This is a genomic window from Streptomyces sp. NBC_00554, assembly GCF_041431135.1.
In the GTDB taxonomy this organism is placed as follows: domain Bacteria; phylum Actinomycetota; class Actinomycetes; order Streptomycetales; family Streptomycetaceae; genus Streptomyces.
Genome location: NZ_CP107799.1, coordinates 8,526,089 through 8,540,769, shown reverse-complemented (window position 1 = coordinate 8,540,769; position 14,681 = coordinate 8,526,089). Strand labels below are relative to the sequence as shown.

The following is a 14,681-nucleotide window of genomic DNA, read 5'->3' as shown; positions in this document are numbered from 1 at the left end:
CACCCCGGCAAGGAGGGGCATGTCCAGCACACCCGAAACCCATCCCCGCGTGGTCATCGTGGGCGCCGGCATCGTCGGCTGTTCGCTCGCCGACGAGCTGACCTCCCGCGGCTGGACCGACGTCACCGTTCTCGAACAGGGGCCGCTGCCCGCCCCGGGCGGCTCCACCTCGCACGCGCCAGGACTGGTGTTCCAGACGAGCCCGTCCAAGACGCTCACAGCGTTCGCCCGCTACACGGTCGAGAAGTTCAACTCCCTCCAGGTGGACGGGGTTTCCTGCTTCAACCAGGTCGGCGGCCTGGAGCTCGCGACCACGCCGGAGCGCCTGGCCGATCTGCACCGCAAGGCCGGTTACGCCGCCTCCTGGGGCGTGCGCGGCGAGATCGTCAGCGCGGCCCGCTGCAAGGAACTCTGGCCGCTCATCGACGAGTCGACCGTCCTCGGCGGCTTCCACACGCCCGACGACGGCCTGGCCCGCGCCGTCCTCGCGTCCCGCGCCCAGATGGCACGCGCCGTCGAAAAGGGCGCCCGCTTCCTGGACCGCCACACGGTCACCGGCATCGAGCAGGAGGACGGACGGGTCACCGCCGTCGTCACCGACCGAGGCTCCTTCCCCGCCGACCATGTCGTCTCCGCCGCCGGTTTCTGGGGCCCGGTCATCGGCCGTATGGCCGGAGTCGAGGTCCCGCTGCAACCGCTCGCACACCAGTACGCGAAGACGAAGCAGCTCCCCGAGCTGGCCGGAGCGGAGACGGAAGCCTCGAAGCCCATCCTCCGCTTCCAGGACCGCGACCTCTACTTCCGCGAGCACCACGACCGCATCGGCATCGGCAGTTACGCCCACAAGCCGCTCCCCGTCGACCCGTTCGCGATCCTCCCGTACGACGAGGCGCGCGCGAACGACATGGAGATGCCGTCCTCCTTCCCCTTCACCGAGGAGGACTGGGCGCCGAGCTGGGACGACTGCCGCGATCTGATGCCGGCCCTGCGCGAGACGGAGATCGAGGAGGGATTCAACGGCGTCTTCTCCTTCACTCCCGACGGCATGCCCGTCCTCGGGGAGTCGCGGAAACTGCGCGGCTTCTGGCTGGCCGAGGCCGTATGGGTCACCCACTCCGCGGGCGTCGCCAAGGCGGTCGCCGAGTGGATGGTCGACGGCCGCGCCTCCATCGACCTGCACGAATGCGACCTCACGCGTTTCGAGGAAGCGCAGCGTTCACCGTCGTACATCCGTGAACGCGGTTCACAGCAGTTCGTCGAGGTGTACGACGTCCTGCACCCCCTCCAGCCGATGGAGCAGCCCCGTCCGCTGCGCGTCAGCCCCTTCTACGCCCGGCAGCAGGAACTCGGCGCGCACTTCCTGGAGGGCGGCGGCTGGGAGCGCCCGCACTGGTACGAGGCGAACGCCCCGCTCGTCGACGCGCTCGACCCCCTGCCCGAGCGCGACGCCTGGTCGGCCCGCTACTGGTCGCCCATCGCGGCCGCCGAGGCGAAGGCGACCCGCGAGAAGGTCGCGCTGTACGACATGACCCCGCTGCGCCGCCTCGAGGTCACCGGCCCCGGTGCCCTCGGCTTCCTCCAGCGCATGACCACCAACAACCTCCGCAAGAAGCCCGGCGCGGTCACCTACACCTTGCTCCTGGACGAGACCGGCGGCGTACGCTCCGACCTCACGGTCGCGCGCCTCGCCCCCGACCGCTTCCAGGTGGGCGCCAACTCCCCCACCGACCTGGACTGGCTCCTCAGGCACGCCCCCGAAGACGTGCACTTGAAGGACATCACCTCCGGCACCTGCTGCATCGGCGTCTGGGGCCCGCTCGCCCGCGACCTCGTCCAGCCGCTGACCCGCGACGACTTCTCCCACGAGGGCTTCGGCTACTTCCGCGCGAAGGAGACCTACCTCGGGCACGTCCCGGTGACGGCGATGCGCCTGTCCTATGTCGGCGAACTGGGCTGGGAGTTGTACACAAGCGCCGACCTCGGACTCCGGCTCTGGGACACGTTGTGGGAGGCGGGAGAGGAACACGGCGTGATCGCGGCCGGGCGCTCCGCCTTCAACTCCCTTCGCCTGGAGAAGGGTTACCGCGCCTGGGGCGTCGACATGACGGACGAGCACAACCCGTACGAGGCGGGCGTCGGTTTCGCCGTCCGCATGGACAAGGACGGGTTCGTCGGCCAGGAGGCACTGCAGGGTCTGGCCACAGCGGAGCCGGAGCGCAGGCTCACCCCCCTCCTCCTCGACGACCCGGCCTCCGTGGTCCTCGGCAAGGAGCCCGTGTTCGTCGACGGCGCCCCGGCCGGCTACGTGACCAGCGCCTCGTACGGCTACACGCTGGGCCGCTGCGTCGCGTACGCCTGGCTGCCTGCGCTCGCGAGCGGCACGGGTGTGCACATCGAGTACTTCGGCGAGAAGGTCGCCGCGACCGTCGCCGACGAGCCGCTCTTCGACCCGAAGATGACCCGCATCCGCCGCTGACACAGCTGCCGCAGCCACAGTCTGCCGCTGACACACCCTCAGGAGGCTTTCCGTGTCCCCGACTTACGACGTGATCGTGATCGGTCTCGGCGGTATGGGCAGCGCCGCCGCCCACCACCTCTCCGCGCGCGGCGCCCGCGTGCTCGGCCTGGAGAAGTTCGGGCCGGTCCACAACCGCGGCTCCAGTCACGGCGGTTCGCGGATCACACGCCAGTCCTACTTCGAGGACCCGGCGTACGTACCCCTGCTGCTCCGCGCGTACGAGCTGTACGACGAGGTCGAGCGGGCCACCGGGCGGGACATCGCAACGCTCTGCGGCGGCGTGATGATCGGTCCCCCCGACTCGCTGACCGTCTCCGGCTCGCTGCGCTCCGCCACGCAGTGGGACCTGCCGCACGAGATCCTGGACGCGGCCGAGATCCGCCGCCGCTTCCCGACGCTCAACCCGAACGACGACGAGGTCGCGCTCTTCGAGAAGAAGGCGGGCCTGATCCGCCCCGAGAACACCGTCGCCGCGCACCTCCAGCTCGCCACCCGCCAGGGCGCCGACCTGCACTTCGAGGAGCCGATGACGCGCTGGGAGCCGTACAAGGACGGCGTACGCGTCCACACGGCCGAGAACACGTACACGGCTGGCCAGTTGGTGATCTGCCCGGGGGCGTGGGCGCCGCAGCTGCTCACCGATCTGGGGGTGCCGTTCTCCATCGAGCGGCAGGTCATGTACTGGTTCCAGCCGAAGGCCGGGGTCCGGCCGTTCCTCCCCGAGAACCACCCCATCTACATATGGGAGGACGCGGCCGGAGTCCAGGTCTACGGCTTCCCGTCCATCGACGGACCGGATCTCGGCGCCAAGGTCGCGTTCTTCCGCAAGGGCGTCGAGTGCACCCCGGAGAACATCGACCGGACCGTGCACGAGGACGAGATCCAGGCCATGGCGGACCATATGGCCCGCTGCATCCCCGACCTGCCCGGCACCTTCCTCAAGGCCGCCACCTGCATGTATTCCAACACACCCGACGAGCACTTCGTCATCGCGCGGCACCCCGCGCACCCGGAGTCCGTCACCGTGGCCTGCGGGTTCTCCGGGCACGGCTTCAAGTTCGTGCCGGTCGTCGGCGAGATCCTCGCCGACCTGGCCCTGCAGGGCAGCACCGAGCACCCGATCGGCCTATTCGACCCCCACCGCCTCGCCGCCGCGCCCGCCTGAGGAGTACGCACGTGACGACGACCCCCATCTCCCCCAGCCTGATCGCCACCCTCCCCGGGCACTACTACACCGACCCGGAGATCTTCCGGCAGGAGCAGGAACGGCTCTTCGAGTCGATGTGGTTCTGTGCCGTCCGCTCGGCCGATCTCGACAAGCCCGGCGCCTTCCGCACGGTCCAGGTCGGCCGCGAGAGCGTCCTGATCACCCGCTCGCGCACCGGTGAGCTGCGCGCGTTCCTCAACATCTGCCGTCACCGCGGGGCCCGGCTCTGCACGGAGGAGTCCGGCGAGGTGCGCCGAAACCTCCAGTGCCCGTACCACGCCTGGACGTACGACCTCGACGGCAAGCTGGTCGCCGCGCCCAACCTGATCAAGATGCCGGACGTCGACCGCACCGAATACGGCCTGGTCAAGGTCGCCCTGCGGGAGTGGCTCGGCTACGCCTGGGTGTGCCTGGCCGACGAGCCGGCCTCCTTCGAGGAGACCGTGATGGGCGCGGCCGTGGAGCGGCTCGGCAACGCGGCGGCCATCGAGCACTACGGCACCGAGAACCTCGCCCTCGGAAAACGCATCACCTATGACGTGAAGGCGAACTGGAAGCTGATCGTCGAGAACTTCATGGAGTGCTACCACTGCGCGACGATCCACCCCGAGCTCACCGACGTACTCCCAGAGTTCGCGGAGGGTTACGCCGCCCAGTACTACGTCGGCCACGGCGCCGAGTTCGGCGAGGAGATCAAGGGTTTCACGGTCGACGGCAGCGAGGGATTCGCGAAGCTGCCCGCAGTCGCAGAGGACCAGGACCGTCGTTACTATGCGATAACTGTCAAACCGACCGTATTCATCAACCTTGTCCCGGACCATGTCATCCTGCACCGCATGTTCCCCCTCGCCGAGGACCGCACGGTCGTGGAGTGCGACTGGCTCTACGCACCCGAGGTCGTCGCGTCGGGCGCCGATGTGTCGAAGTCCGTGGAACTCTTCCATCGAGTCAACGCTCAGGACTTCGAGGCCTGCGAACGTACGCAGCCCGCGATGGCGTCCCGCGCCTACCGGCGGGGCGGGGTCCTGGTGCCCACCGAGCACCACATCGGGATCTTCCACGAGTGGCTCATAGGCATGCTGGGAGGCATGGATGGCTGATCTCTATATCGACGGCGCCTGGACGAGTGCCCGGGAGAAACGGACCCGCGAGATCCGCTGCCCGGCGGACGGCTCGCTCGTCGCCGAGGTGGACGAGGCGGGCGGCCAGGACACGGCCGACGCGATCGCGGCCGCGCGCCGCGCCTTCGACGAGGGCCCCTGGCCGCGGACGCCGGCGAACGAGCGCGGCGACCTGCTGCTGCGGGTCGCCGATCTCCTCGTACGCGACAAGGACGTGCTCGCCCGCGCGGAATCCCTCGACACCGGCAAACGCCTGGTGGAGAGCGAGTACGACATCGACGACATCGTGAACTGCTTCCGCTACTTCGGGCGGCTCGTGGCGAGCGAGTCCGGCCGGGTCGTGGAGACGGGTTCGGCGGGCGTCGACAGCCGGGTCGTATACGAACCGGTCGGTGTCTGCGCGCTGATCACGCCCTGGAACTATCCGCTGCTCCAGACGGCCTGGAAGGTCGCCCCGGCGATCGCGGCGGGCAACACCTTCGTCCTCAAGCCGAGCGAGCTGACCCCGCACACCGCGATCCATCTGATGCGTCTCCTGGAGGAGGCCGGGCTGCCTGCCGGCGCGGGCAATCTGATCCTCGGCGCGGGGCCCGAGGCCGGGGCACCGCTCGGCGAGCATCCGGACGTGGACCTGGTGTCCTTCACCGGCGGTCTGCAGACCGGCCGCAGGCTCATGGCCGCGGCGGCCGGGACGGTGAAGAAGGTCGCCCTCGAACTCGGCGGCAAGAACCCGAACATCGTCTTCGCGGACGCCGACTTCGACACGGCCGTCGACATGGCGCTGACCGCCGTCTTCCTGCACTCCGGGCAGGTGTGCTCGGCCGGTGCACGGCTCCTGGTCGAGGACTCGCTGCACGACCGGTTCGTGGACGAGGTCGTACGCCGGGCCCAACTCATCAGGCTGGGCGGGCCGTTCGACGAGCGGGCACAGACCGGGCCGCTGATCTCGGCGGCGCACCGGGCGAAGATCGAGGCGTACGTGGCCAAGGGCCTTGAGGAGGGCGCGGTACTGCGCTGCGGCGGGACGCGTCCTGCCGATCCTCCGCACCCGGAGGGCTTCTACTATCTGCCGACCGTGCTCGACGAGTGCTCCGGCGGGATGTCCGTCGTCCAGGAGGAGTCGTTCGGGCCCGTACTCACCGTGGAGCGGTTCGGGGACGAGGCGGAGGCGGTACGGCTGGCCAACGCCACGATCTACGGTCTCGCGGGCGGGATCTTCACCTCCGACGAGGCGAAGGCCCAGCGGGTCGCCTCCGCGCTGCGCATCGGCACCGTGTGGATCAACGACTACCACCCGTACGTCCCGCAGGCCGAGTGGGGCGGTTACAAGCAGTCCGGGTTCGGGCGGGAGCTCGGACCTGCCGGTCTCGCCGAGTACCGCGAGACGAAGCACATCTGGCGTACGACGAATCCGAGCCCGCAGGGCTGGTTCGACTGATTCGACCGGTTCCGCCCTTTCGGATCCATCAACTCCGGCAAGCAGCTGATCCGCAGCAGGACACAGCAGCCGCGGATCAGCCCTATGATCCAGCACCCGCACACACCTACGACCCCGCACGAGCCGCACTCCCCCTCCCGCCCGGGAGAACTCACCTCTTTCAGGAGGCCGCTCATGACCACCACGGCTCAGCCACCCGAGCAACACGAGGACGACTCGGAACTGGCCGAGTTCGGGTACAAACCCGAACTCAAGCGCACCCTCGGCAACTTCCACACCTTCGCCGCAGGCATCAGCTACATCTCCATCCTCACCGGCACCTTCCAACTCTTCTACTTCGGCTACGGCACCGGCGGACCCGCCTACTGGTGGTCCTGGCCGATGGTCTTCATCGGCCAGTTCATGGTCGCGCTGTGCTTCGCCGAACTCGCCGCCCGCTACCCCGTGGCCGGCTCCGTCTACAACTGGTCGAAGAAGGTGGGAAACCCGCATATCGGCTGGCTGGCGGGCTGGACGATGCTGCTCGCCTCGATCGTGTCGATCGCCGCCGTGGCCCTTGCCTATCAGCTGACGCTTCCTCAGATCTCTTCCGTGTTCCAGTTCGTGGGCGATGGCACGGGCAAGTACGACGTCGCCACCAACGCCGTGCTGCTGGCCTCCGTACTCATCGTCTTCACCACCCTGGTGAATGCCCTCGGCGTGAAGCTGATGGCCAGAATCAACACGGCGGGCGTCTTCATCGAGCTGATCGCGACCGTCGTACTGATCATTCTGTTCGCGGTGCACATCACTCGCGGTCCGCAGGTCGTCATGGAGACGAACGGCACGGGAGAGGGCGTGCCCGGCGGCTACTTCGGCGCGTTCCTGATCGCGTCGCTGGCGTCCGCGTACGTGATGTACGGCTTCGACACGGCCGCGTCGCTCGGTGAGGAGTCCGTCGACCCCTCGCGCAACGCGCCGCGCGCCATCCTCCGCGCCATCATCGCCTCGTTCGTGCTCGGCGGACTCGTCCTGCTGTTCGCCCTGATGAGCGTCTCGAACCTGAAGGGCGAGCAGCTGTCCACGGACGGCCTGCAGTACATCGTCCTGGACGTGCTCGGTGAGGACGCGGGCAAGGCCATGCTGTGGTGCGTGTTCATCGCGGTCACGGTGTGTGCCCTGGCCGTGCACACGGCGGCGATCCGGCTGGCCTTCGCGATGGCCCGCGACAACAACCTGCCTGCCGCGTCCAAGCTGGCCAAGGTCAACCCGCGGTTCCAGACCCCGGTGCTGCCCGCGGTCATCATCGGCATACTGGCGCTGGCGATCCTGGTGGTCAACATCCGCCAGCCGCAGATCTTCACCGTGGTCACCAGCATCGGCATCATCATGATCTACCTCGCGTACCTGGGGGTCACCGTGCCCATGCTGGTCGCCAGGCTGCGTGGCCAGTGGCAGCCCGCGGGCGACGGCAAGTTCTCGCTCGGCCGCTGGGGACTGCCCGTCAACATCCTCGCGGTGCTGTGGGGCACGGCCATGACGATCAACCTGCTCTGGCCGCGCGCCGCGGTCTACAACGCGACCGCCCCCTTCCACTGGTATCTGAAATGGGGCGCCCTCCTCTTCGTCGGCATCGTGATGGGAGGCGGCTTCGCCTACTACTGGTTCGTGCAGCGGCACCGGACCGGGGTGCTCACCGAGCACCAGCTGGCGCAGCCCGCGTCGGCACCGCCCGAGGACGCTTCGGCAACCGAGTAGGCGCCCCCTGGGCGACCGAGCAAACGACTGAGTAAACGACTGAGCAAGCGAACCAAGTAAGCGCCTGACTCAAGGAGGTCAACTCCCCATGAACCCAGATGAGTTCGACTACGTCGTGGTCGGCGGCGGCACCGCCGGCAACGTGGTCGCGGCCAGGCTCTCCGAGGACCCGTCCGTCACGGTGTGCGTGCTGGAGGCGGGACCGAGCGACGTCGGCGACGACGACGTGATGAAACTGGAGCGCTGGATGGGCCTCCTTGAGTCCGGCTACGACTGGGACTATCCGGTCGAGCCGCAGGCCAGCGGCAACAGCTTTATGCGGCACGCCCGCGCCAAGGTCCTCGGCGGCTGTTCCTCGCACAACTCCTGTATCGCCTTCTGGGCGCCCGCCGAAGACCTGGACGGCTGGGCGGCGGCGGGCTGTACGGGGTGGAGTGCGGCCGAACTCTTCCCGCTCTACCAGCGGTTGGAGTCGAACGACGCTCCCGGCGACCACCACGGCCGCACCGGCCCGGTGAAACTGCGCACGCTGAAGGGCGAAGACCCCTGTGGCACCGCCCTGTTGGAGGCGTGCGCGCAGGCGGGCATCCCCACCACCGGTTTCAACACCGGCAAGACCGTGATCCGCGGAGCCAACTGGTTCCAGATCAACTCCGACGAGAACAACATCCGCCAGTCCTCGTCGGTGGCCTACCTCCACCCGATCATCGGGAAACGGCCCAACCTGGAGGTACGCACCGGGGTCCGGGCCAAGAAGCTCGTCCTCGAAGGCCGTCGCTGCGTCGGCGCCGATTACCTGGACCCGGACCTGATCCACACCCGGACGGTACGCGCCCGCCGCGAGGTCATCGTGTCCTGCGGCTCCATCGACACGCCCAAACTGCTGATGCTGTCGGGCATCGGACCCGCCGAGCAGCTGCGGGAGGTCGGGGTCGAGGTGGTGGTGGACTCGGCGGGCGTCGGCGAGAACCTCCAGGACCACCCGGAGGGCGTCATCATGTGGGACGCCAAGCAGCCCATGCCCACCACGTCCAGCCAGTGGTGGGAGGCGGGCATCTTCTACGACACCGAACCGGGCCTGGACCGCCCGGACTTGATGTTCCACTACGGCTCGGTGCCGTTCGACATGAACACCGCGCGGTGGGGCTATCCGACGTCCGAGAACGCGTTCTGCCTCACCCCGAACGTGACCCGCGCCAAGTCACGCGGCACCGTCCGGCTGCGCACCCGCGACTACCGGGACAAGCCGATGGTCGACCCGCGCTACTTCACGCACGAGCACGACGTGCGCGTGATGACGTACGGCCTGAAGCTGGCGCGGAAGATCGCGTCACAGCCCGCACTGAGCGGCTGGGCGGGCGCGGAGCTGGCACCCGGCCCGGACGTCCGGACGGACGACGAGCTGCTCGACTACATCCACAAGACCCACAACACCGTCTACCACCCGTCCTGCACCGTGAAGATGGGCGCGGACGACGACACGTCCGCCCCGCTCGACGCGCGGCTGCGGGTCAAGGGGATCGAGGGTCTGCGGGTCGCGGACGGCTCGGTGATGCCGGACCTCATCTCCGTCAATCCGTGCATCACGACGATGATGATCGGCGAGAAGTGTGCGGACCTTCTGAAGGAGGATGCGTAAAGCGCCCCTTCAGGGGCGCGGGGAACTGCGCGACCAGCCACAACCGGCCCGCAGGTTCCCCACAACCGTTCGTCTACGGGGCACTCGGCGCCGGGCGCTTGAACATCCGCGTAGCGGTGATCTCACTGTGCCCGGCCTCCTCGTCGGCAGCCGCACGCGGTAGCCCCGGCCGGAGATGTTCCTCCACGCTGATGTACTTCAGCCCGGCACGCAGGTCCGCATCGTTGCGCAGCCGGATGACGAGCGGGAACTCGGCGAGCGCCGTCGTGTCGAACAGCCCGGTGGTGTAAAGGAGTTGGACACCGAGCGCGTCCGACACGGCCCGCTGGAGCTCCAGCAGATACGTCGCGTTGGCGCGCCCGATGGGGTTGTCGAGGAACAGCGTGCCGGCATGCCGGTGCTTGTCGCGGCCCCGGTCGTTGCTGCGCAGCGCCGCCATCGTGCAGTAGAGCGCGATGGCGGCGGTGAGCAGCTGACCGCCCGAGAACACATCGCCCATCTGCCCGACGGGGACGCGCTCGGCGCGCAGTACGGCGTCCGGCTTGAGGATCTCGACGGCGACGCCCTTGGGCTGAAGGGCGGCGCCGACCCCGCGCAGCAGCAGTGACATGCCGTCGCGGCGCATGTCCGAGTTCTTCTTGACCGCCGCCCGGGTGGCCTCGTCGACGACCTCGCCGAGCCGCTCGGCGAGCGTGGCCTGGTCGGGCTCCTCGAAGCGGATGCGCAGGAACTCCTGCCCGGACCACTCGCCGAGCCCCTCCGGCAGCCGGGACAGCCGCTGCGCGGACCGCAGGGTGGCGAGCGCCGACTCGACGAGCCCCCGCAGCCGGTCCACGATCGAGTCACGATTGCGCTCCAGCTGCTCCAACTCATCCGTCAGCACCCGCAGTCGGGGCGCGAAGGCGTCCGCCCACTTCTGCGCGTGCTCCGGCAGCGCGGACGCGGGCAGCTCACGGATCTGCTGCCGCGCCGGGGTCCGCACCTGCTCGTACCGCGTGGAGTTGGCATGCCGTACGAGGATGTCGCTCGCCTCACGGACGGCGGCCTCGGCGGCGGACAGATCGGTGGCGCAGCCGCGCAGGGAGCGGCGGGCCTCAGCGGCGGAGTGCCGTGCCTCTTCGAGGCTGCCGGGGTACGGCTCGGGCTCCTCCTGCTCCTCGTCGGAGTGCTCGCGCAGCAGGTCCCTGAGCAGCGCGGCGGTCTCTTCGAAGCCTCCACCCGCGTCCTCGGCGGCCCGGTGGGCGTCGAGCAGTTCGGCGTGGGCTTCGCGCGCCCGGCTCAACGCCTCGGCACGGGAGGCGAGTTCGCCGGTGGCCGTGCGCAGCAAGACCTGCGCGTGCTCGGCGTCGCGCGGGACCAGCTCCTCCGACAGCTCGGTGTGGGCCTCGCCGTCCTCGGGGGCGTGCCGCTCGGCCTCGCCGCGCAGCCGTCCGAGCTGCTCGCTCGCGGTCGACATCCGGGTCTCCAGGAGCTGTACGAGCTCCTCGGCGCGGGCGGCCGCGGCCTGCCGGGACGGGCCGTCGGAACCGTCCGGCGACTCCAGGAGCTGCGCCGCGCGCGTACGCACCTTGTTGCTGAGCCGTTCCCACTCGGCCAGCGCCGCGCTCTCCTCGCTCTCGGCCCGTGCCTGCTCGGCCCGGAGGTCGGCTCCGACACCGACCTTCTCGTACAGCTGCGACGCGGCCCGGTAGGCCTCGCGCAGAGCCGGCAGGGACGGCTTCGAGGCCGTCGATTCGTCTTCCGGTACGTCGTCGGGGGCGCCCGCGATCTCCGCGCGCTCGGCGCGCAGCGCGCGGGCGGTGCGGCGGGCGTCGTCGGCGGCGCGCTGGGCGGCGCGGCGGTCCTCGTCGGCGGCGCGGGCGCGCTCCAGGCAGACCTGGGCGCGGGCCTCCGACTCCGTTGCCTCGTCGGCGAGTTCGCGTACCTTGACCTGCCAGCCGGCGCGCTCGCGCAGCCGGAACGCGAGCCCCGCGAGGGCGTCGGCGGCACGCCGGGCCCGCTGCGCGGCCTCCTGCCGATCGTCCCGTACGAGGGTCGCCTCGGCCGCTGCCTCGTCGGCCTCGGCCCGCACGGTGCGCGCCTCGGCCAGCTCGGCCTCGGCCTCCTCGGCGAACGCGCGCGCGTCCCGTGCCGCCGCGGCGAGCTCGACGAGCCGCCCCGCGGGACAGCCGGTGCGCCAGGACGCGAGCCGCGCCGCCAGTTCACGGTCCTTGGCGAGCCGCCCTGCCAGTGCCCGGATCTCCTCGTCCCGCTGTGTCGCGCGCGTGCGCAGCGCCTGTCGCTCCTCGTCGGCGGCGTGCTCGTCGTGCATGGCCGGGTTCGGCGGTACGAGGAAGACGTCACCGTCTCCCGCGCCGGGCGCCGGAGTCGGGGCGAGCAGCGCGGCGGCGGTACCGACGGCGACGGCGGACCTCGGCAGCAGCGCGGCGTCATTGAGCGCCTCGCGCGCCCGGGCGTGCGTGTCCGGGTCGGTGATGATCACGCCGTCGACCAGCTCCGGCCTGGCAGCCAGCACGCGCGCGTGGTCGACGGGGTCGACGGCCTGTGCGAGGTAGCGCCAGCCGGGCAGCGCGGGGATCCCGTGCTCGCCGAGGAACTCGACGGTGGCGAGCACGTCCGGGCCGGGCGGCAGCAGGCCCCCGTCGCCGAGCGCCCCGAGGATCCGCGCGTCGTCGGCCGCGGCGGTCCGCAGGTCGAACAACTGCCGCTCGGCGGAGGCGACACCGTCGTCGAGCAGTTCACGCAGTTCGTCGGCGAAGTGGTCCAACTGCTCGGGGGCGAGGGGGCCTTCGGCGGTCGCCCAGGTCTCGGTGTGAGCCCTGCCCACCGCCCCGGACTCTGCCGACCCGCTGACCGCGCCTGCCCCGTTGGCCCCCCCCGCTCCACCGGCACCCCGGCCAGAGCGGGCCACCGCCGCACCCCCCTGCTTGCCGCGCCCGTCAGAGGCGCCGAGCCCATCAAGCCCGGCCCCGCCCTCATCGGCGCCGTCACCCGCGCCGGGACGAACACGGGCCGCGCGGGCACCGCCCTGACTGTCGTCGCCGACCCCATCGGACACATTGCCCGGGGAACCCTCCGCCCCGGCCCGGGGAACCGGCACTCCACCGCGCCCCCTGCCGGAGGCACCCGGCAGGCTCAGCAACTCCGCCAGCCGCTCCTCCCCCGCCAGCCCCTCCGCGGTGCCCCGCTCGCCCTCGTACGACAGCTCGGCCGCCGTCGCCGCGTCCGCTGCGCGGGCCGCCGTCAGCTCCGCGCGGGACGCCACGGAAGCCGCCTCGCGGGCGTGCTCGGAGGCGCGCCGGGAGGCCTCCCGGGCGGTGTCCCAGGCCGAGACGGCCGTCTTCTCGGCGTCGCTCGCGGCGAGCGCGGCCCGCGCCGGGTCGGCGTCGGGGGCGCTGTCGTCGAGCCAGCCGGCCCGCACCGCTTCGGCGGTCTCCTGCTCGACCTCGCTCAGGCGCTGGCGCAGATGCCCGACCTCACTTCGGGCGCGCTGCGCGGCGGTGGCGGCAGCGGTCGCGTCCGAGTGAGACGTCTCGCCGACGTCCTGGAGCCCGGCGGACCGCTCCTCCTCCTCGTTGGCGAGCGCCTCGGCGCCGTCGGCGGCGCGGTGCAGGGCGCGTACGAGATCGACGGCGGCCTTGGCGCGCGCGGCGAGCGCCGGCGCGGCGTCCCGCTCGGCCTCGCGGATCGCGGCTGCCACGCGCGAGGAGCGGTCGGCGGCGGAGCGGTGCCGCAGTACGGCCTCGGCGGCCTGCCACGCGGAGTGCAGGGTGCGCGCGTCGGCCAGTTCACGCTTCTGCGCGGCTGCGGCCTTCTCGGCTCCGGCGAGCGCCAACGAGGCGTGTCGGTAGGCGAGTTCGGCCGCGATCAGCGCGCTGGTGGAGCGGGTGCTCTCGGCCTCGGTGACGGTGTGCGCGGCGCCGGTGACCCGCTGGGCCAGTTCGCCTGCCCGGCCCCGCTCCCGCACGGCTCGCGCGGAAAGGCGCCTGGCCAGTGTCCGCGTACGCCGCTCGGCGCCCGCGTGGATGTCACGTGCGCGTGCCCGTGCTCCGGCGGCTTCGACGATCCGCCCGAGCAGGTCCGCGGACCCGGCCGTGAAGTCCCGCTCGGCGATGAGCTCGGCACGCCGGCCGAGCTTGTTGCCGAAACCGCCGACCAGGTCGGCGAGCCCGTCGGTGTCCCGGGTGTCGGTGACCGCGCGCAGCAGCAGGTCGGTGAAGTCGGAGTCCTTCTTCACCGCGAAGAGACCGGCGGCCTCACCCTCGTCGGCGTTCATCTCCCGCTGGTAGCGGAAGAGTTCGGGGTCCAGGCCCAGGTCGCCGAGGTGTTCGTTCCAGCGGTCGTGGATCTCCTCCCAGTGCACTTCGAGGTGCGGGTACGCCTTGCCCGCCTCGGTGATCGCGTCCCGGAAGCCCTTCATGGTGCGCCGTCGCCCCTGCGCCCCGGACGCGCCTTCCACGGGCGGCCGTACGGCGGTGGCCTCGGCGACCGGCAGATTGTCCAGGCTCAGTCCAGGACCGGGCCGGAACGAGTACCAGGCCTCGGCGAACTTCCGCGGGTCGTTGGAGACCTGCCTCCCCCGCCACTCACTCACCTTGCCGACGACGACACACTCGCCGGTCAGCGTGTGCTGCCACTCCAGCGCCACATGCCCGCAGTCGTCGGCGAGCAGGAACTTGCGCAGCACACCGGAACTGGCGCCGCCCAGCGTGTTCCGGTGGCCCGGCAGCATCACCGAGAAGATCAGCTTGAGCAGCACCGACTTGCCGCCGCCGTTCTCCAGGAAGAGCACGCCCGCGGGCGCCGGGCGACGCGGCGGCCCGACGGGCTCCTCCGCGAAGAACTCCGCCTGGGTGGGCGCGGGGTCGGGCACCGGCTGACCCACTCCGCGCAGGTCGAGCACGGTGTCGGCGTAGCGCGCACCGGCAGGCCCGATGGAGTAGAGGCGGACCCGGGACAGCTCGTACATGGCGGCGGACTCTCGTAGTCGTGGAGGGAGTTGAGGCGGTCGGTCGGCTGAT

7 protein-coding genes are annotated in these 14,681 nt (G+C 70.8%); 6 read left to right on the top strand and 1 reads right to left on the bottom strand.

Going from position 1 to position 14,681, the window contains the following annotated elements; all coding sequences use genetic code 11:
• Positions 1-19: 19 nt before the first annotated feature.
• The 6 genes from OG266_RS37730 (at position 20) to OG266_RS37705 (ending at position 9,660) form a co-directional block, all read left to right on the top strand.
• Positions 20-2,476, top strand: a complete 2,457-nt coding sequence (locus OG266_RS37730) for an FAD-dependent oxidoreductase (RefSeq protein WP_371551209.1) — start codon at positions 20-22, stop codon at positions 2,474-2,476.
• A 52-nt stretch (positions 2,477-2,528) separates the two neighbouring features.
• The gene (gene solA / locus OG266_RS37725; RefSeq protein ID WP_371551207.1) at positions 2,529-3,683 is read left to right on the top strand and encodes an N-methyl-L-tryptophan oxidase; all 1,155 of its coding nucleotides are present in this window, start codon (positions 2,529-2,531) and stop codon (positions 3,681-3,683) included.
• 11 nt (positions 3,684-3,694) lie between these two features.
• Positions 3,695-4,825 (top strand): aromatic ring-hydroxylating dioxygenase subunit alpha, encoded by a 1,131-nt coding sequence (locus OG266_RS37720; RefSeq protein WP_329548826.1) that lies wholly within the window; start codon positions 3,695-3,697, stop codon positions 4,823-4,825.
• Positions 4,818-6,284: an aldehyde dehydrogenase family protein gene (locus OG266_RS37715; protein ID WP_371551204.1), complete on the top strand. Its 1,467-nt coding sequence runs from the start codon at positions 4,818-4,820 to the stop codon at positions 6,282-6,284. The genes OG266_RS37720 and OG266_RS37715 overlap by 8 nt, the downstream gene beginning before the upstream one ends.
• Positions 6,285-6,458: 174 nt before the next feature.
• A complete protein-coding gene (locus OG266_RS37710; RefSeq protein WP_371551202.1) occupies positions 6,459-8,021 on the top strand; it encodes an APC family permease in 1,563 nt (520 codons plus the stop codon).
• Between the two features lie 88 nt (positions 8,022-8,109).
• Positions 8,110-9,660, top strand: a complete 1,551-nt coding sequence (locus OG266_RS37705) for a GMC family oxidoreductase (RefSeq protein ID WP_371551200.1) — start codon at positions 8,110-8,112, stop codon at positions 9,658-9,660.
• A gap of 73 nt (positions 9,661-9,733) precedes the next feature.
• Here the strand turns inward: OG266_RS37705 and OG266_RS37700 are convergent, their stop codons facing one another.
• Positions 9,734-14,629, bottom strand: a complete 4,896-nt coding sequence (locus OG266_RS37700; protein WP_371551198.1) for a hypothetical protein — start codon at positions 14,627-14,629, stop codon at positions 9,734-9,736.
• Positions 14,630-14,681: the final 52 nt, after the last annotated feature.